This window comes from Clostridium beijerinckii, from assembly GCA_003129525.1.
GTDB lineage: Bacteria > Bacillota > Clostridia > Clostridiales > Clostridiaceae > Clostridium > Clostridium beijerinckii_D.
Map to the genome: position 1 here is coordinate 3,948,112 of CP029329.1, position 19,679 is coordinate 3,967,790.

The following is a 19,679-nucleotide window of genomic DNA, read 5'->3' on the forward strand; positions in this document are numbered from 1 at the left end:
ATTTTACTAAAAAATCAATATTCTTTAGTAATTTTTTAGTAAAGCTGCCTTCCCCTTATAATTGAAAATACTTCCTTTATGTTATATAATTAACATTAAATAATATAAATATAAATATAAATATAATTATTAGAAATTAGATAAATTTTATTATAGATAATTTAGAATTGAGGTGCTAATCATTGAGTGAATATTGTAAAATCCTGGTCGTTGATGATGAATTTATTATGCGTCAAGGAATTAAACATATGATTGATTGGGAACAAGAAGGCTTTCAAGTTATCGGACAAGCTTCAAATGGTCAAGAAGCTATTGAAATTATCAAAGATAATCCCCCAAACATTATTATTTCAGATATTGTAATGCCGCAAATGGACGGTATTGAATTAGCTAAATTCGTTCAAGAAAAATATCCTCAAATTCAAATTATCATTTTAAGCAGCTATAGCGATTTTGAATATGTAAAATCCTCATTTCAACACGGTGCTATTGATTACATTTTAAAACCTTCATTGAATCCAACAGAATTGGTTAAAACATTGAAAAAGGCTTCAAGTAAAGTACAAAACCTTACTTTACATTCTAACATTAATATCAATGCAAATAATATATTAAGTAGACTTATTCTTGGCTTTGATACTAACATTGATTTTGACTATTTAGAAGAAGAAAGCCAACAACCATTTGGTACAGTTGCAACATCACCTTTTTGGAATGCTCCTATGAATGAATCCCATCCAGATACTTGTTTTGTAATACCTGCGTCAACAAATTGTTTATATATGTTAATAGCATCTCTTAATCCTTGATTATCTGCAATACTTACTGTTTTACCGTCTTCTTTTACATACCATGAGCCAGTTGATTGCATCATAATTCTAAGTTGATTTAAATCACTTGGATCAATAGTAAGCATTGCTTTTCCAGTCTTTTCTTTTACAGCTTTGCCTATTTCTATATATTTTTCCCAAGTAAGATTTTTCATATCTTCTTTTTTATATCCAGCCGCTTCAATATAGTCTGTTCTATAAAATAATGCTGCTACACCACTATCAAATGGTACTCCGTATAATTTTTCGCCTTGCATCATTGAATTTAATTTAAAATCCATAAATTTAATTTTATCTATCTTATCAGTTAAATCTTTAATTTCACCAGGATAAGATTGTAAGTAGTTTTGAATTTTGTAATCTTCAATTAATACAACATTAGGAAGTCCATCATATGTCCCTGATGAAAGACCTGTATTCAATTTTTGTACTACATCATCTTGTGCCATACTTACAACATTAACAGTCACATCTTGGTGATCTTTTAGATATCTTTCCTTAGCCATATTTGCAGCCTTAATATTAAATGTATCATCCCAAGCCCAAATAGTAATTGTTTTGTCATCTGCTTTATTTGTTGATTTAGAAGCGTCGCCTGATGAACCACATCCTACAATTCCCAAAGTCATCATAGCAGTTACAGCAATAGAAATAATTTTTTTAAACTTCATAATACTTCCCCCTTAAAATTAATGTTTCAAATGTAATGAATTACTTTTTAATTTCTGTATATGTTTACATTTTAGCATTTCTAGTATGATAAACGTTATTATAATATTGGCTAGAATTGGTAATAATTTTATATTCAGTGAAATCTAATTTGTTATTTTTTTTGATTTTTGTACTTTTTTAATATTTTAAATCTCTTGGCTTTAAATATATTTTCCTAAAACAAAAAAGTTTACCAAAACTTTATTATTTTTAGTAAACTTCTTTATTATATTAAAGTTCTTGGTTACACTTAGTAAGTTCTTAGTTATGCTTAATAAGTTCTTAATTGTGCTTCGCACTCTTTTTAGCAGTGCGCATCTTTTCAGCAGTGCGTGCTCTTTTCATATGTGCTTATTTTTTTGCAGCTTTCTCTTTCTTTAAATTCAGTTGGTATTATAACTTTTTTATTATATTCCCTGTTTCCATTTATATTTTCAAGTAATAAATCAACAGCTGCACTTCCTAAATACTCACTTGGTATCCTTATGGTAGTTAATGATGGAATCATATATTTAGCACTCGGTTGGTCATTAAAACCAACAATACTAACATCCATTGGCACTGATAGTCCTGCCTCTGAGATTGCCTTATATGCTCCAACTGCCATCGTATCATTCCCAACAAAAAATGCTGTTATCTTATTTTTAGATTTTAATGCTTCTGCTGTAAGATCATATCCCGCTTTGAACGTAAATTTTTCTCCTTGATATATGTATTCAGGATTATATATGCCTTTTCTCTCCATAAATTCTTTATACTTAATATCTCTTTCATCAATATATATATTTTCATAAGATAAGTCTTCTAGTCTCTTGCCTCCAATAAAACCTATTTTTCTATGACCAAGTTCATATAAATAGTTTAATATTTTAGTTGTAGATTTTCCTATGTCCGCCATTACAGAATCGAATCTATTTTCATCTGGGGAAAAATCTACAAATACTATATTTTCATTTGCACTTGCTAATTTTTCTATAGTACTAGACGCAAATCTTCCAATTGCAATTATTCCATTGACATTTTTAATATCATCAACATCACTATTTTCACTTAATTTCACTAAATTAAAGTTGTTTTCATTACATTTTTTTTCAGCTGCTAATCTTATTGATAAATAATATGGATCTCCTAACTCTTCCTCATAATTATACCAATAAACAATCCCTATATCTTTGGCTCTTTTATTTTTAGATTTTTTAGTTTTTGATGATATATATTCAAGTTCATCTGCAATTTTCAATATTTTTTCTCTTGTAATATGACTAACATTTAATGTTTCATCAAAATTCAAAACTCTAGAAACTGTTGATATAGAAACTTCTGCAAGAGATGCTATTTCTTTTATAGTCGCCAACCGAAATTCCTCCTTATTTATAAGCTTTAATCTTATTGAAAATAAATAATCAGTATTATATACTATCCGATATAATTACAAAGAAATGCATATTCCTTAATCAACTGTTTTCCATACCACTCTGTTTTTATCACGCTAATATAACCATCTATCACTTTCTTTACTTGATTTTCTTTTGTTAATTGCCCTACTAAAGACATTCCAGCAAATAATATCATCCCAGCTATAGAAATATTTTTTATTATTTGGGGCATCATTGTAAATATACATAAAGATACCAAGCCAAAAATTACTAATCCCATTGAAACATACGTTATATAATCTATGTAATTCTTAGTTTTAATTATCTTCTCCATTAATTTATCAACTGTATTTACATCTTTAAAAAACAATTCTAATTTATCTTTATATAATTCCAAAAATTTAGATAATATATATTCATAAGCCCCAGCATTGTTCATTTCTGAAATCCTCATACACATTACTAACGTATATTCATATTCACCTATACTGTTATATACATATTCATTTTTCTTTTCTAGGCTAGGAATTTTGATCATTAATTCCTTGTCTAAATCAATAGTTAATTCATAATTATCATTTACAAAATTAGTAAAGTTATCTTTAATAACTTCCAATGATTTTACAATTAATTTATTATTCTCATATTTATTATTTAACATTTCTAAAATCGTCATAAGCTTTCTTCTCCTATAAACAAATATAGATAACCAGCCCAAAAGGTTTACTTATTCATTGGTATAAAGCTTGATTTTACCTACATATTTTCCGAGGAATAAGTAAAGTTTACTTCGTGGTTATCTATATTGTTTATCCAAAATGTATTTTTTACTAATATCTATATTTCTTTGTTTCTATTTTGGTACTCTATTACAATTTTTTTAAATATGAATATTTTATAATTCATTTCCTTAAGAAACAAATTATAAAATAAATTTAATCCTATGATTCAAATTCTAAATTTCTAAAATAATATTTTTTATCATCATCATTAATTTCACGAAGAACTCTACAAGGATTTCCGACTGCTATAGTATTTGCTGGAATATCCTTAGTAACTACACTTCCAGAACCTATAACACAATTATTCCCTATTGTAACTCCAGGATTTATAACAGTATCTGCTCCAACCCATACATTATTTCCTATTGTAATAGGAAAAGCATATTCATATTCTGCATTGCGCAGTTCATAGTGTATTGGATGTCCAGCCGTATAAATGCCTACATTAGGTGCAAATAGCACATTGTTTCCAATAGTTACTTTAGCACAATCTAAAATTATGCAATTATAATTTGAATAAAAATTTTCACCTATTTCGATGTTATATCCATAATCGCAACGGAATGGAGGCTCTATAAAAAAGTTCTTACTTGTTTTCCCAAATAATTCTTTTATAATATTATTTCTTTTATCTATTTTACTTGGGCGCAAAGCATTAAAATCAAAAATTAAGTCTTTTGCATATTGGCGTTCATTTAAGAGCTCATCTCCAAAAGACTTATAAGGCTTTCCATTTAACATTTTTTCTTTTTCATTCATTTTTATATCCTCCTCCTATTAGCTTATTTATATATCGAATCAAAATATAAACTAATTATTATTCTTTAAATTTTTTAGTTCAAATCTCATAACCCGTACCTATTATAACATATTTTGTCAATGTGTGTTATTTGTATTTCTTAATACTCCAATAGCCAAAGTCATACCCTCATTCTTTACCTTACTTACAATAACTTCTGCTCCTGCAAGATCTACGCAAGGTTCACAAACTCCTGTTATTCCAAGAGTTTTTAGTACAAATTCACTTTTTTCATATTTATCTTGAACACTCTTTATTTCTTCTCTTTCAAAAGTTATAAATGGACAATTAATTTTTTCTGCTAATTTAATAATTCCATCTTCATTTGCTTTTACATCCACAGAAACTATAGCTGCTACTGCTCTTATATCTAGATTATATTTTATTAAGCTAATATTAATAAAATTATACAGTTTTTCATGGGTAGTACCTCTTCTACAGCCTATTCCTAAAACTAAATCTTTTTTTATAAGTTTTAATATTTTAGAATAATTTAAATCCACCTGTGTAACACTGTCCCCTAAATCATTATTTAAATTATGAGTTATCCAAATGCAATCTTCTCTTATTTTATCTGTTTTTTCATATCCCTTGCTAATTTTAATCATATTATAATCATCTTTTATTCCAACTATTTTTCCATCTACCAAAAGTGAAGATATATACTTTGCTTTTTTTAAATCTTCAATGATTAAACCATTATCTTTTGCAATAACATCAGGTGCAATTATTCCTAAATTATCAGTTGCTGTAGTTATAATAGGCTGAACATTTAGAATTTGCGCTACCTTAAGTGTAAGTTCATTGCCCCCACCTAAATGTCCACTTAAAATATTTATTGCATATTTAGATAATAAATCAACTACTACAACTCCTGGATCTTTATTTTTGCCTTCTAAAAATGGTGCAATTGCTCTTACTGCAATTCCAGTTGAAGATATAAATATAACTCCTTTTGAAATTTTCATCACTTCTTTTGTAATGTCATTTAATTTAAAATTTTCCTCATATTTATGAGTATTAATTTTAAAATTTTCATAAGAATTTTCTCCATGCAATGCTACATTCACAACTTCACTATTCTTATAGCTTTTATTGAATTTATCATCATTTTCATTTAATCCTTTATAGCTTTCCTTTATATAAAGTTCAGCATTTAAGTGTTTTTGAAGTTTTAAAGCTATTTCTTTTCCTTTAGGTGATGGACAAACTATGCTTATGGTATTTTTAGAATATCTATAAGCTATAGCGTTATTTCTTTCATTATAAATTATTCTATCATCTATTTCTTTATTCTTATAATTAACATCTTCACTCAAAGGATTGGCTTTCTCCATTATTTTGTATCCTCAGCATCCCTAAACATGTGAGAAAAATTCTTATCATATAATAAACTCTTTTCAAAGTCACTATCAATAAAATCTCCAACTAATATTTGAGCACACTTAAGTATATTGCTCTCCTTAACTTTTTCTGCTATATCATCTAAATGTCCCATTATTATTCTTTGGTCACTCCATGTAGCTCTTTCAACTACTGCTATAGCAACATTTTTTTTGTATCCTTTTCTTAACTTTTCAACAACCTTATCAATCATAGAAATTGATAAAAATATTGCCATTGATGCTCCAATAGATGCTAAAGCTTCAAGATCTTCATTTTCTGGGACAGGAGTTCTTCCTTCAACCCTTGTTAGAATAATAGTTTGAGATACTCCTGGCAAAGTAAATTCTCTATTAATTGCTGCTGCTGCCCCTGTAAATGAGCTAACTCCAGGTACAACTTCATAAGGTATACTAACTCTATCAAGCTCCACCATTTGCTCTCTTATAGCTCCATAAATTGATGGATCTCCTGTATGTAATCTTACAACTAGTTTACCCATTTGCTCTTCCATCGTCATAATTTCCATTACATCTTCTAATGTCATATTTGCAGAATTATAAATTTGTACGTCATGTCTGCAATATTCCAAATGTTCCTTAGAAACTAAAGATCCCGCATATACTACAACATCTGCTCTTTCTAATAAATCTCTCCCTTTAACTGTTATTAAATCAACAGATCCAGGACCTGCTCCTATAAAATAAATCATATTTTACACTCCTTCTTATTCAATTAATAATTAGCAATGTACAATTAACAATTGCAGTTGAAATTGCTCTGAAATTTCTTTAAATATATTTTAATTTCAAAAATCTCGTAGAGATTTTCTCCTCAATTGTTCATTGTTAATTGTTAACTGTATTAATCTCTGCTTGCAATAATTAAAGACATATAATCTCTAAGTTTTAATATTTCTTCTCTCTCTGTTAAAACTGTTTCGCCTTCTCTTCCAACTCTGCTTGCATAAACATAATCAAAACCTTTTTCTTCTAAAACATCAAGGACTTCTTCTTCTCGTTTATATAACTTCATTACTACAATGAATTTTTCATCAGTTATTTCTTTTACCTTAGTTGCTGGCATAACTACTAATCTTTCATCTCCAACTACTAAAGTTCTATTAACTAAACTTGCAGCTGCACAAAATGATGTTATTCCTGGAATTGTTTGTACTTCAAATCCACAATCTCTAACATGCTTTAACATATGACTATATGTACTATAAACATAAGGATCACCTATTGTTAAAAATGCAACATCTTTTCCTTCTCTAAGTCTTGCTTCTATGAATTCATAAGCTTCTAATGCTTTTATAACTCTATCCTTTTTTCCCATTGGAAAATGCTTTACTATTACTTCTGTACCTGGCTTTATATATTCTCTAGCAGTCTCAAGTGCAATACTTTCTCCATCTAGAGTTGCACATGGTGTTACTATAACTTGGCATTTTTCTATTGTTCTTACCGCCTTAACTGTTAAAAGCTCTGCATCCCCAGGGCCTACCCCTATTCCGTATAATGTTGCCATTTTTTAAATTCCTCTCTTCCTATGTGATTAACAAGCTACCGACTAATATTTTAACCCCTAATACACTGAATTATATATATGGGATTATTTGCTATCATCATCAACGTATTTTCACGATTTTTACTTATATTAATTAAAGAAACTTCAAATTTATAATTTAAAGTTTTAATAACTTCAATTGCTTTACATGCATTATCTATAGTAATGAAATTCATTACTATTGTTCCATTTTCAATTATAATAGCGTTGACTTTAAGTAATATTTCTTCTAACTGACCACTACTCCCACCGATAAATACCGAATCAAATTTTAGACCTTGTGATATTAAATTATCCAATACCTTACTTGCTTCTTTTTTTATTATTTTCACATTATTACATTCAAATTTCCGAACATTACTTTCAGTAACTTCATAAGCCTCATCATCTTTTTCTATTGCTAGCACCTTGCCATGTTTTGCTATCTTAGCTGCTTGAACTGTAATACTTCCTGTTCCACTTCCCACATCCAAAACTAAAGAGTCATCTTTCAAATTCATCTTCACAATTGAAAGTGCTCTTACATCTTCCTTTGTCATAGGGCATTTTCCTCTAATAAATTCTTCGTCTTTTATAAAAACCATAAAAGTTAACCTCCTTATTTATTTCTCTATTCAAACTTACCTAACAACCAAATGCATTAGCTTCATAAAAAAAGCGATTTGTGTTACTCTCTTAATCAGCCACCGCATGTGAGTCGAGTGCCCTTTATAAATAACAAAATCTACTGGCATACTGACTTATCACTTTTTCCTACACCTTATTAACTACAAATATACTTAATGTACTACAATTTGTAGTTAGAAATTCTTCTGGACTTCCTTCACTTATAATTTCATCTTCATAGGATAAATTTTCTCCAATCATAACTTTACATTTAATTTCAGCTTCATGAAGAATTTTACATAACATAGCAGGATTATTTTCTTTATCAGTAAGCCAAATACTTAATTTATTATTATTAATCTTCTCTAAAAATTCTTCGCTTCTCCCATGAAGGCTACCTAAATATGCATTATTCCAGGGCAATTTAATCTTACAAGTTAAATATTGAAATGAGCTAATTCCAGGTATTACTTCAAGTTCTAAAGCAGTTTTACTTTTTATATAATTAGTTATTCCGTAAAAAGTTGGATCTCCAGATGCGACAATTGAAATATCATTATCTTTATTTTCCTCATAACATATAAATTGATCAATATCACTTAGCTTATTTATATAAACCTTTTTATTATCAATAAAATCTAATGAGTCTATTGCTCTTCTAAATCCTATTATAACATTTACTTTCTTCATGATTTCTAAAGCCTTAGGCATAATATAATCTTTATGTCCAGGTCCAAGCCCTACAATATAAATCATTTTGCATCCTCCTGTGAATTACCAATTATCAGTTGTTAATGTTCATTTTCCAATTTTAGCACTATTCCCTTTCAATTCTAACTACCTTTTTAAATTCCATCTGATTTCCAAAGCAGATTAGGTTTTGATGCTCCATAATACATGACTGCTTGAACTTCTAATTCCTCATAAACATATTCACTAATTCGTGCAACAATCTTCTTTCCAATATTCTCATAAAGCTTAGAATATCCTGCTCCAAGCATCGTAACTGCACCTTCGCACGTCTTTTCCCTTAGAACTTTTTCAACAAGCGAAATGTCATATCCAAGAAGTGCAAGCTCCAATCCAAGAACTTCAAGCCTTACTCCAGTTACTCTACTATGAGTATTAAAACAACCATAAGCTATTTTGCTCATCTTACCTATGTGTCCAACTAGCACAATTGATTTAACTTTATATGAAACACAAGTTTCTAATGCAAATCCTATAAAATTTGAACATATAACAATTTCATCTTCCTTAAATCCAAGCTCCTTACAATAATTATCGCCTAAACTTCCAAAAGTTAAAATTAATCTTTCATTATTTAAAGCTTTTTGATTAATTTCTAATTTTATAGATGCCTTAAGGGATTCTTCTGACATTGGATAAACAATTCCTGTTGTCCCAAGTATTGAAATTCCGCCTTCAATTCCAAGCCTTGGATTAAAAGTTTTTTTAGCAATTTCTATTCCTTGTGGTACTGAAATTGTCACTTCAACTCTTTCTCCATTAGGTAAAACCTTCATTACCTCTTCTATTATCATTTTTCTTGGAACTGGATTAATAGCAGGCTCTCCCTTAGGTACAAAAAGTCCGTCCTTAGTAACAGTACCAACACCGAGTCCCCCTTTAAGTACCACTCTATTCCCATCTTCAAATTCATATTGTGAATTGTCCATTGTGCATTGATCATTGAGCATTGAGCATTTGGTATCGTTAATTACGCATTGTGTGTTGTTAATTGCTCTAACTCTTGCCTTTATTTCAATCCCTCTTGTACTATCTGGATCATCTCCACTATCTTTTAAAATAGTACATTCAACATAATCATCAAAATTTACTATAGAGGCTATAGGCATTGTTATATTAATTCCTTTTGGAGATGCTATTCCTATTTCACTTAATGTTTCTGCTTCATTAAAAAGAACCATAGCCGCAGCCTTTGCAGCACCAGCACTACAAGAACCAGTAGTATATCCACATCTTAACCTTTTCCCACCAGTTTCAATATACATCTTAAACATTATATTCACCTTCAAGTTTATTAATTTTTAGCTTTATTTAAATAACTTTGAAAATAATCCAACTTTTTTCTTATCTTCAATAACCTCTTCAACATTATTATCTTCATTCTTATTTAATGTTTCTTTTATTAAATCTCTTTGGTTTGTTGCCAAATCTTTTGTCTTTCTGTCCGCACCTTGAGACGTTATTACATCACCAAAATATCTTAGCGCTTCATCATATTTACCACAGCGTCTGTTTAATTCACCTATTAAATACATTATTGTAAAACTATCCATACCATATATAGGGGGTTGTTCATTTAAATAAGCATCTTTAAATCCCACCAAAGCATGTTCTCTGAACATTTGTTCATTTTTTGTATCTCCAAAATCTCTATATAGCCATGAAATCTTCAAGCAATTCATAGCCTTTTTACTGGATTTCGAGCCAATGACTGAATAATTAAGTAATGATAGCTTATATCTTTCTATTGCTATATTAATATCATATATTGCAGGATATTTTCTTCCACGCCATTTTGGAGTAATGTTTTTCTGTATACTTTCTATCTCAAATTTCCTTAACTTATGAAAATCAGACTTCATGGAAGCATAACCACACACATTGCATATCCATACATCATAAAAATATGGATTTATAATATCATATTTTATATAAAAATCACTTTCTCGAGCTTTCATTCTATAACCACTTGTTTTCACTGCATTTGCCAAAAAATTATTCTCGCACACTGGACAAATCACTTTTTTATCATACAAGAGCATCTCTTCTTTTATTTCTGAACTTTCTTCGTGCTTTTTGTCTTTATTATCTTCACTTTTTTTATATATTTCAATATTGCTTATATCTTTAAATCCTAAGTATTCTAAGCCTGAAAAAATATTTTTATCTCCTCCCATACTTGTTATATCTCCTTTCTGTTCCTCGAAAACTCAATTCATTTGGTAATGATTCTTTTGGTATGTCTCCATTATTTATTCTTTCTTGTATATAATCTAAATTGAGATTATATACAAGAAAGTGCCTCTACATATACTAAATGTATTGTTGTACCAGTCGATTGTAGCATTTACATTTTATGTATTTTCCTAAATTATCTCGAAGCTACCATATACATAAGCGCATTAACTATTGATGCCGCAACAGTGCTTCCACCTTTTCTTCCCTTGACTCTTATATAAGGAATATTAAGTTCATCCATGTTTTCTTTACTTTCTGCTGCTCCAACAAAACCTACTGGTACTGCTATTATTAACTTTGGATTTGCTCTTCCTTCTTTTATTAATTCCTTTAGTCTGAAAAGTGCAGTTGGTGCATTTCCAAAAACAAAGATATCTACATTATCATTGCAAGCTTTTTCTACTGCTGCCATACTTCTAGTTATGCTCTTCTCTTTAGCTTCTTTATGTACAACTTCCTCATTGACATAGCAAATAACATTACTGTTAGTTTTAGCCAAAGCCATTTTATTAATTCCATTTAAAGCCATATTAGTATCTGTATAAATCTTAGCACCTTTGCTGAAAATATTCTTTGCAGTTTCTATTGCAGTCTTGCTTATTTCCACTAAATCTTTATATTCAAAATCAGCAGTAGTATGAATAGTCCTCTTAACTATTAGTAATTCTTCTTCTGTAAATGAATGAGATCCCATTTCATGTCCAATAATTTCAAAACTTCTTTTTTCAATCCCCATAGGGTCTTTTAAATAGTTCATATTATCACCATCTTTTTCTTTATATTTTTCTTTATTTCAAAAATGTATTGAATTAATCTAATCTTTGTATAAAACACATCAAAAAATAAGAATCAAGCCCACTAATATATCTTAAAGTTATTTCACATTAACTAAAGCTTTCAAAAATTCTATATTTCCAAGGAAATTTATATGAGCATATCCTGCTAATGTATTATTCTTAAAATATCCACACTTCCACTTTATAATTTTTCCATTATATTGAGTTTTCTCTACTTCATATACATTTTTTTCATTCAAATTTACTTCCGACTTGTGAAATTCATGAGCATTTATTTTAAAGTTTTCTTCTATTCCAAGTTTTTCATCAAAGCATTTTTTATCAATTTTTACTTTGCAATAGCCAAACCTTTGTAGCTTGTTTGTCATTACACTTTCTCCATCAAAAAAATTAACCATTTGTGCCCCATCTATTGACTTGGTCAAATACATAAGCCCACCACATTCTGCATAACATCTTAATCCATTATTTAAAGCTTCCTTTATGCTATTTCTCATAGAATAATTATCTTCTAATTCTTTCTTAAATACTTCTGGATATCCCCCACCTATATATAGAAAATCTAAATTTTTCGGTAAAATTTTATCCTTAATTGGACTAAAATAAATTATTTCTCCAAGTCCCTCTAAAATCTCTAAATTTTCTTTATAATAAAAACTAAATGCCTTATCTAAAGCAACACCAATTCTAATATTTTTATTTCTAAACTTAATTATTTCACACTTAAATTTTGATTCATCATGTTTTTTTTGAAATTTATTTTTAACTTCTACTTTAGATTCACAACTTATTTCAAACTCTTGCATTTCATTTATAATTTCGTCTAAATCAACATATTCTTCAATTAATTTTCCACATATATCTAGTTTTTCTTCAAGATTAAGTATTTCCATGCTTTGTACAAGACCTAAATGCCTACTGCTCAAACTTATTTTTTCTTCTTTAGGAATGTATCCAAATACTTTAGTTTCGCAGTTTTCTTCTATAGCATACTTTAATAAATCATAATATTTTTCACTGATAGAGTTTAATACGACTCCTACAATATTTGCATTTCTATAATTTTTGAACCCATTAATTTCAGCACATATACTTGCACTTTGGCCCCGTGGAGACAATACTAATATAATTGGCATATTTCCTAAAAGCTTTGAAACCTCATATGTTGACCCTTTTTCAGATACTCCGATTCCATCATACAAGCCCATTACCCCTTCAATTATTCCAACATTTCCACTACCTTTAAGATAATTTTTTATCACGCCCTCTTCGCCCATTAAAAATGTATCAAGATTTCTCGAAGCTTTTTTTGTTACTTCGGTGTGAAATGCTGGGTCTATATAATCTGGTCCAACCTTATATCCTTGAACATCTAAATTTCTATTTTTAAGTGCTTTCATAAGTCCCAAAGTAAAAGTAGTTTTTCCACCACCACTACTATTTGAAGCTATAATTATAGATTTCATGAAATACCTCTTTTCCAATGCACAATTTATAATTCACAATGTACAATTAAGGCACAAATCTTGCGGAGATTTGAAAAATACATTTTAGAAATTGCTATGCAATTTTATCCTTAATTGTGCATTGTCAACTGTGCATTGTGAATTGTTATCTTAGTTTCTTAGTTCTTCCTGAATTTGTATATCTATTTTCAATTGAATCATAAATTCTATTAATATAAAGTTCATCGAATTTATCTATCTCACCTAGTCCGTGCATATGTAAAGTGACTTCAATTCCTTCTTTTTGCAATATGCTCTTTAAAGAATCTTCCTCATCTGATGCCATATCATTTTTCACATGATCTCCTGCAACAAGTAATAATGGAACAAGTTTTGTCTTTTTTATTCCTTTATCTTTTATTTTCTTTAATACATTTTTAACTGTAGGATATCCTTCTAATGTTGCCACAAACACATTTTCATAATCCTCATCAATTAAAACAGTTTGAAGCATTCCATAAACTGCATTTGAAGGATGTTCTGTTCCATGCCCAAATAATATTACGCTTTCTTCTCCTGTTAATACATCTTTAATGCTATCTATAAACAAAGAATAATCCTCTGGAAGTCCGTTCATTCCTTGATAAAAGAATATAGGTCTTCCAAGTTTAATAACTTTAAAATCATCCTTTTTATGTTCTACAACACCTTTTATATAATCAAATTCTTCGCCTGGAATTATATGTAATGGTTGAACTATAACTTCTTCAAATCCTTTAGCTTTCAAATCTTGCAAAGCTTCTTCTGGTGTTAATATACTTAACTTATTTCTTTCATTTAATTTTTTTATTATACTATGAGCAGTAAATGCTCTAAACACTTCATAATCCTTGAACTCATCCTTGATTCTATTTTCAATTTTCTCTATTGAATTTTTCAGTGCTTCTAAATGACTAGTTCCAAAACTAACTACTAAAATAGCTTTTTTCATTTAATTTCCTCCTAAATAATGGTCCAAAAAAATCCTCATTTCCCATTTTTAGGCAAAGAGGATATATATAACAAATAAAGAGTGTAAAATTTGTCTATAATATAAAACCCCATGTAGAAGTTTCACTTTACTTCGAACTACACTCTACCATTTGAGTCATTACTTTCTTTCATATGCCTTCCAAGAACCAAAAAAACATTTCTTATTATCTATAAATTATAAATGACTATGATACTTTATTCAACATAAAAGAGGCTTATTACTTACAATATTTATTTATCAGCAATAAACCTACATAATTTTAATCTTATATTTAAGGCACATTTAATAAAATATCAAATCAATATTCTAATATATTTTAACTGATATCTTGCATCCCCTAGACGAAGTTGCCACTTAATTTCACATTTTCATTCCTTATTAATGTTTTGCTTCACTAATTGGTTAGTATAAACTGTAGTTCCTGTTACCAATACACCTTGTATTACTGATTCTGCACTAACACCCATTATTCCAACTGCACCTAAAATTCCTGCAGCTAATAGTATAATAGGAATATATTTATCATTTATTTTCTCTGTACTTTTTATAATCATGCCTAATATATATAAAACTGGAATTAAAATTAAAGCGTTTTGTGTTATATATTGTGCGACTTCCATATCTTTCCCTCCTTATTTTTTTAATTTTCTATACTATAAAACCAACTTCCTAATTTATTTTTAAGCTCTAAACATTTACTCATAGGCAGCATTTGAGTTTCAATCCAAACCCCTTTAGAATTGCCTCTAACATAACATTTAACTTCACCAAAGTAGCTTAATACATATTCTAAATCAATACCCTCAAAGCTTCTATTTCCTTTATATCCATTTGGCAAATAGTTAGTAACTACATATCCCTTCTTTTCACTTATCAAAATTCCATCAAAGAAATTGTTTAAATCTACATTTCCACTTATGCCCTTTACAGAACCACTATCTGTATATTGATGTCCAACATAATCTTTTCCCCATACTTTAGTTTCCATAGGAGTTTTCACTCCATAATGAGCTATCCATAATGGATATTTAGCTATTCTACTATCCAAATTATCATTTGCAAAATAACCACCTGTATAAATGCACAATGGTAACTCATTCAATTCTTCAAATTTTTTAATAAATCTCAGTGTATAATCAATTACATCAAAGTTATTTACTTCTACATCCAAACATGGTTTTAAACTGTTTTGTTTATCCTTTATCTTAATATGGAAGTTTTCTGCTTGAGTTTCTGGAGCGCTTGTCCCTACTAAGAAATGATAGAACCCAATTTTTAATCCTGCATTTAATGCACCATTATAGTTAGCTGACAACTTAACATCCGTATAGGTTGTACCTTCAGTAGCTTTAATATAAACTAATTCAATTCCATCATTTTTTACAGCCGTAAAATCTATACTTCCATTATGATTGCTAATATCTATTCCTTTCATTAGCTCTCCTCCTTATATATAATATATATTTCCTTTTATTATGTTATATGATTTATATTAAGTTTTTGCGTATAAATGTTATATAAATTATTAATATTATAATAATATCTATTTTATTAAATTTTAATTTACAATTCCCATTATTTCAGTATAATTTAAATATAAGACATCCTAAAATTCCAATCATATCTTTTACTTCAGATGTCTAAATAAAAAATATTAATATAACAAATTTTAAAGGCGGTGCAATTATGTCAGCATATATGATTACATATTTTATAAGCGATACTAGTGGTCACGATCACGAACACGGTGAATCTTGTGGCTGTGGCGGAGATCATTCACATTCTCATGAACATGAAAATTGTGGATGTAATGAAGATCACGCACATTCTCATGAACCTATACACAGTGTTGCTAATTTAGTTGGAAAAATAAAATCTTTGGGTCCTTGGGCTCAATTTCTACCTGAAGGATTTTTTGTTAAAACAGATTCATCTGCAGATGAAATATTCACTGAAGTTAGCTCTGTAGCTAACAAAGGAGATATTATCTTTGTAACAAAAATAGATTCAAAATCTTCAGCATGTGCAAATCCAGCTGTTTTAGATTGGCTTGCAAAATAGATTATACTTATTCATATAACCCAAAATAAAGGATACTCTGTTGAGAGAATCCATATTTAATAAACTTTTATTTAAAGAGATATATGATAAAAATAGAGCTGTGTCAATATAGTTGACACAGCTCTATTTTTTTATTTTATATAACAAAATATATTTTATTTTTATAATTAATATAATAAATAATATCCATTAAAATTTAAACTGTCTAGCAGTTAAATCTTAATGGATATCCCACAAAATATTAAAAGGAGTCGTAATTTTGTATGACCTATTAATCATACTAGAGGAGCGATGAGTATATTTAGTAATATACACCTCTTTTTAAAATTACTAACTATCTTATATTTTAACATACTTCCATCGAAAAACAAGTGTATTTTTTTAATATTTAGAAAATTATGATTAATTGAATAAATTAGCAAATTTAGTTAATATTATTATTCCTAATGATGTAATTAGTATCTTATTCTCATATTCAATAAAAAAATATTGACATTATAGCTAAATAAGAGTAAAATCATATTTGTTACACGGCCCCTTGGTCAAGCGGTTAAGACGCCACCCTCTCACGGTGAAATCAGGAGTTCGATTCTCCTAGGGGTCACCATTATAGAAAACATCAGTGTTTAGGATAACAAAAACACTGATGTTTTTCTTATTTTCCCACACTTTTCCCACACTAGTTTTGGATAGGCTTTGAGAACACTTATTTATAACTATCTGTCAGTATTCTATACCATTCATTATTTTAGCTTATATTTACTTTTTAATAAACTATAAGAAAAGCGAGAGTGATCAGATCTAAACATAGTAACACTTATAGAACTTTGTAATTATTTAATAATTAATTCATATCCTCTCAATATTTTCCTTTTATATTATCAATAATATAATCTCATTTTATATATTATTTTTTTCATTAACAACTAATATGTACCTAATCCAATTGTAATAATTAATTTTTAATACAATAGAAGAAAACTTTTTTAATATATATTTGAAAATATTTCTACAATAAAATAGTGGCCCTAGAAAAAATAAAAATAAATATAAACGACTTTGTAATAAAAAATAATATAAAAATCCTAAAGTAGAAATTTATTTAAAATATTTTTTCTACTTTAGGCTAAAATTCTTAATATTTTTATATCTATCGAATTACGTAACTTGTACCTATCAATTATTAGATTTTCTAAGTACTTTCACAATTTAGGCATGCTTGCTATTAACTCATAATCAATTTTTAAAAATAAATCTAATTCTAAGTTTTATTCTAATACATCAAACCCATAACTCCTATCAATTATCCTACTATCATAACTAAATCTACATAAAAACAATGCCATATAAATATCCCCTGAAGCTCCAATAATATTAAGAAAAAATATCATTCCCCCTATAAATACTGGTAGCAATAAAGATAATATTGATATCACTATTAAAGGTCCCAATAAAACAATAAGAAATTGTAGTCTTGTTATTTTTTTCCCTGAAACCTCCATTGTATAAGCATAAATACCCTTGAATCCATATTTAACTTTACCTCCAAATAATTTATAAGCTATCCCATGAACTCCCTCATGTACTATAGAAATTGGTACCATTAAAACCATTATATAAATACAAAAGTTCACTATTAAATTATTTGTTGGATAATAAATAATATTTTGATAGAATAAATAAGATAAAATCTCATCAAATATCGGATTCATAATAAATACTAAAATTACTGATATAAGAATACAAATTACATGGCTCTTCCATGTTAATTTAAAAGACATGTTCATCACCTCAATTAAGAAGTATTGACATATCCTTTTTATTTTAAACAATAATATTAATCATAACTATTTAGTAGATTTCTTGAATATAATTACCCATTATATAAATAATTAGAAGTTTACGAATATGTGATTTTAAATTCACTACAACTTTTAGATACATATTCTTCATCAATAATTTGAACATACTGATCTGAAAAAGATATAGGAAGATTAAATATATCTTCCTCACTGATTTCTTTATTTAGTTCAATTAGCACGTTATTGATATATTTTACCGTAATGGATGGCTCTATAGGATAAAATAAATCTCAAATGCCGTTGGTCATTCATGGGAACACATCAACAGAATTTTCCCCATATCGGTCGTTTGCGGAAACATATCAACATATTGCAAAGAATCCAGCACGAAAAAACGCACTGGATTCATATATCACAGGAATAAATCTTGGCTTCCCACTGAAATTTCAGGTACCAACTTCACTGCAATACCACGCTCTTCATCCCAAATACAATCCAAGAGCATAATTGTAGTGCCATCCTGTTTAAACAACAAAGTCTTCGGAGTAACTATCTGAGCAAATTCATTAACTGTATTAACCGACCTTGCTCCCATCCAATAAACTGCCAGTTCTTGAAGATTCTCATTTATATATTCCTTTAGCTTTTCCCCAATTGTGTTTACCATAGCACTTTCATTATCACAAAAATTGGAATAACTCTTCTGCTGTTCTTGTGTAATCGGCTTTCCAGAATACGCTTTTGCTGCAACCGTTATATTCCATTCTTTTCCAAATATCATTAATTTCTGTTGTTTATACCATCTATGCTTATATGTCATGTTACCAAAAATATCATCTTTACAAGTTTCTTCCATATTATAAACACTCCCTTTCCACTATGCTTCTTTGTTCTGAGATTTGTATTCTGAAACTCCACCAGAATGAGAAATGTTACCATGCACTTCAGTTGGGACTTTTTGCATTGTTTTACAGTCTCTGCATTCATGCCATGTGTACTTATTTTCATCGCGCCATTTTGCAACTTCTTCGGGTGTGCATCCTCTTTGTTCAGCCAATTTTTCATCAGCTTGGTCAAAATTCGCATCCCTATCATCAGTGAAATCTTCGATTTCAACCTGGCCTTTTACTACTTCTGAAAAATCTGGTGCACCATCTTTGAATGGAATTGATTCAAAACCATATTGTTTCATAATTTCTCCCCATGTCTTGTGTTCTGGATTTGTACCATTTCTGTCACCCGGTATAACTTCAGGATTAGGCTTCCAATCTGAATTTCCAGGTTCGTCCGACCATTCACCACCATTTCTTGGAAGTAGATGAGTCCGTTCTGAATTTCTGAATTCCGCATTTACATCTGAACTCTTTTGTTCCTGTATTCCAGACCGAAATATATTATTCAAAAAATCTCTGCTTTCTTGAGGTGTTATTGAGCTTTCTGGCTGAATTTTTCTGTAATCTGCCATTTCAGGCTTTTGTTCAAGAAACTCAGGCATCT

19 protein-coding genes, 1 tRNA gene and 2 pseudogenes are annotated in these 19,679 nt (G+C 28.8%); 3 read left to right on the plus strand and 19 right to left on the minus strand.

Annotation, left to right across the window (positions count from 1 at the left end; translation table 11 throughout):
• The first annotated feature begins 182 nt into the window (after positions 1 to 182).
• Positions 183 to 665, plus strand: a pseudogene (locus tag DIC82_17785) (DNA-binding response regulator).
• Here DIC82_17785 and DIC82_17790 read toward each other — a convergent pair.
• The 16 genes and pseudogenes from DIC82_17790 to DIC82_17865 form a co-directional block, all read right to left on the minus strand.
• Positions 662 to 1,501: pseudogene (locus DIC82_17790) on the minus strand (ABC transporter substrate-binding protein). The pseudogenes DIC82_17785 and DIC82_17790 sit on opposite strands and share 4 nt — an antisense overlap.
• A gap of 362 nt (positions 1,502 to 1,863) precedes the next feature.
• The gene (locus DIC82_17795) at positions 1,864 to 2,895 is read right to left on the minus strand and encodes a LacI family transcriptional regulator (protein ID AWK52733.1); all 1,032 of its coding nucleotides are present in this window, start codon (positions 2,893 to 2,895) and stop codon (positions 1,864 to 1,866) included.
• A 62-nt stretch (positions 2,896 to 2,957) separates the two neighbouring features.
• Complete coding sequence (locus DIC82_17800) at positions 2,958 to 3,593, minus strand: hypothetical protein (protein AWK52734.1); 636 nt, start codon at positions 3,591 to 3,593, stop codon at positions 2,958 to 2,960.
• A 265-nt stretch (positions 3,594 to 3,858) separates the two neighbouring features.
• The gene (locus DIC82_17805) at positions 3,859 to 4,458 is read right to left on the minus strand and encodes a maltose O-acetyltransferase (protein ID AWK52735.1); all 600 of its coding nucleotides are present in this window, start codon (positions 4,456 to 4,458) and stop codon (positions 3,859 to 3,861) included.
• Positions 4,459 to 4,575: 117 nt separating this feature from the next.
• Positions 4,576 to 5,835 carry a cobalt-precorrin 5A hydrolase gene (gene cbiG, locus DIC82_17810; GenBank protein ID AWK52736.1) on the minus strand — a complete coding sequence of 420 codons (1,260 nt, stop codon included), beginning with the start codon at positions 5,833 to 5,835 and terminating at the stop codon, positions 4,576 to 4,578.
• A complete protein-coding gene (cobM, locus tag DIC82_17815) occupies positions 5,835 to 6,593 on the minus strand; it encodes a precorrin-4 C(11)-methyltransferase (protein AWK52737.1) in 759 nt (252 codons plus the stop codon). Before cobM ends, cbiG begins: the two co-directional genes overlap by 1 nt.
• 152 nt (positions 6,594 to 6,745) lie before the next feature.
• Positions 6,746 to 7,411: a cobalt-factor II C(20)-methyltransferase gene (locus tag DIC82_17820; GenBank protein AWK52738.1), complete on the minus strand. Its 666-nt coding sequence runs from the start codon at positions 7,409 to 7,411 to the stop codon at positions 6,746 to 6,748.
• A gap of 50 nt (positions 7,412 to 7,461) precedes the next feature.
• Positions 7,462 to 8,034 (minus strand): precorrin-6Y C5,15-methyltransferase (decarboxylating) subunit CbiT, encoded by a 573-nt coding sequence (gene cbiT, locus DIC82_17825; GenBank protein AWK52739.1) that lies wholly within the window; start codon positions 8,032 to 8,034, stop codon positions 7,462 to 7,464.
• 169 nt (positions 8,035 to 8,203) lie between these two features.
• Complete coding sequence (cbiE, locus tag DIC82_17830; GenBank protein AWK52740.1) at positions 8,204 to 8,812, minus strand: precorrin-6y C5,15-methyltransferase (decarboxylating) subunit CbiE; 609 nt, start codon at positions 8,810 to 8,812, stop codon at positions 8,204 to 8,206.
• A gap of 89 nt (positions 8,813 to 8,901) precedes the next feature.
• Positions 8,902 to 10,080: a cobalamin biosynthesis protein CbiD gene (gene cbiD, locus DIC82_17835; protein AWK52741.1), complete on the minus strand. Its 1,179-nt coding sequence runs from the start codon at positions 10,078 to 10,080 to the stop codon at positions 8,902 to 8,904.
• A gap of 33 nt (positions 10,081 to 10,113) precedes the next feature.
• Positions 10,114 to 10,983 (minus strand): DUF2225 domain-containing protein, encoded by an 870-nt coding sequence (locus DIC82_17840; GenBank protein ID AWK52742.1) that lies wholly within the window; start codon positions 10,981 to 10,983, stop codon positions 10,114 to 10,116.
• A 194-nt stretch (positions 10,984 to 11,177) separates the two neighbouring features.
• Positions 11,178 to 11,801, minus strand: coding sequence for a precorrin-8X methylmutase (gene cbiC / locus DIC82_17845; protein AWK52743.1), 624 nt, complete (start codon positions 11,799 to 11,801; stop codon positions 11,178 to 11,180).
• Positions 11,802 to 11,918: 117 nt separating this feature from the next.
• Positions 11,919 to 13,307 carry a cobyrinic acid a,c-diamide synthase gene (locus DIC82_17850; protein ID AWK52744.1) on the minus strand — a complete coding sequence of 463 codons (1,389 nt, stop codon included), beginning with the start codon at positions 13,305 to 13,307 and terminating at the stop codon, positions 11,919 to 11,921.
• A gap of 145 nt (positions 13,308 to 13,452) precedes the next feature.
• Complete coding sequence (locus DIC82_17855) at positions 13,453 to 14,277, minus strand: sirohydrochlorin cobaltochelatase (protein AWK52745.1); 825 nt, start codon at positions 14,275 to 14,277, stop codon at positions 13,453 to 13,455.
• A gap of 410 nt (positions 14,278 to 14,687) precedes the next feature.
• Positions 14,688 to 14,939: a holin gene (locus tag DIC82_17860; GenBank protein ID AWK52746.1), complete on the minus strand. Its 252-nt coding sequence runs from the start codon at positions 14,937 to 14,939 to the stop codon at positions 14,688 to 14,690.
• A 20-nt stretch (positions 14,940 to 14,959) separates the two neighbouring features.
• Positions 14,960 to 15,754 carry a glycoside hydrolase gene (locus DIC82_17865; GenBank protein AWK52747.1) on the minus strand — a complete coding sequence of 265 codons (795 nt, stop codon included), beginning with the start codon at positions 15,752 to 15,754 and terminating at the stop codon, positions 14,960 to 14,962.
• 251 nt (positions 15,755 to 16,005) lie between these two features.
• On the opposite strand from DIC82_17865, the gene DIC82_17870 reads away from it, so the two are divergent.
• Both DIC82_17870 and DIC82_17875 read left to right on the plus strand, forming a co-directional pair.
• The gene (locus DIC82_17870; protein AWK52748.1) at positions 16,006 to 16,380 is read left to right on the plus strand and encodes a hypothetical protein; all 375 of its coding nucleotides are present in this window, start codon (positions 16,006 to 16,008) and stop codon (positions 16,378 to 16,380) included.
• 532 nt (positions 16,381 to 16,912) lie between these two features.
• A tRNA-Glu gene (locus DIC82_17875) sits at positions 16,913 to 16,987 on the plus strand.
• A 661-nt stretch (positions 16,988 to 17,648) separates the two neighbouring features.
• Here DIC82_17875 and DIC82_17880 read toward each other — a convergent pair.
• The 3 genes from DIC82_17880 to DIC82_17890 form a co-directional block, all read right to left on the minus strand.
• Complete coding sequence (locus DIC82_17880) at positions 17,649 to 18,167, minus strand: hypothetical protein (GenBank protein ID AWK52749.1); 519 nt, start codon at positions 18,165 to 18,167, stop codon at positions 17,649 to 17,651.
• Between the two features lie 427 nt (positions 18,168 to 18,594).
• On the minus strand, positions 18,595 to 19,038 hold the full coding sequence (locus DIC82_17885) for a hypothetical protein (protein ID AWK52750.1): 444 nt from the start codon (positions 19,036 to 19,038) through the stop codon (positions 18,595 to 18,597).
• 21 nt (positions 19,039 to 19,059) lie between these two features.
• Positions 19,060 to 19,647, minus strand: a complete 588-nt coding sequence (locus DIC82_17890; GenBank protein AWK53126.1) for a hypothetical protein — start codon at positions 19,645 to 19,647, stop codon at positions 19,060 to 19,062.
• Positions 19,648 to 19,679 lie beyond the last annotated feature (32 nt).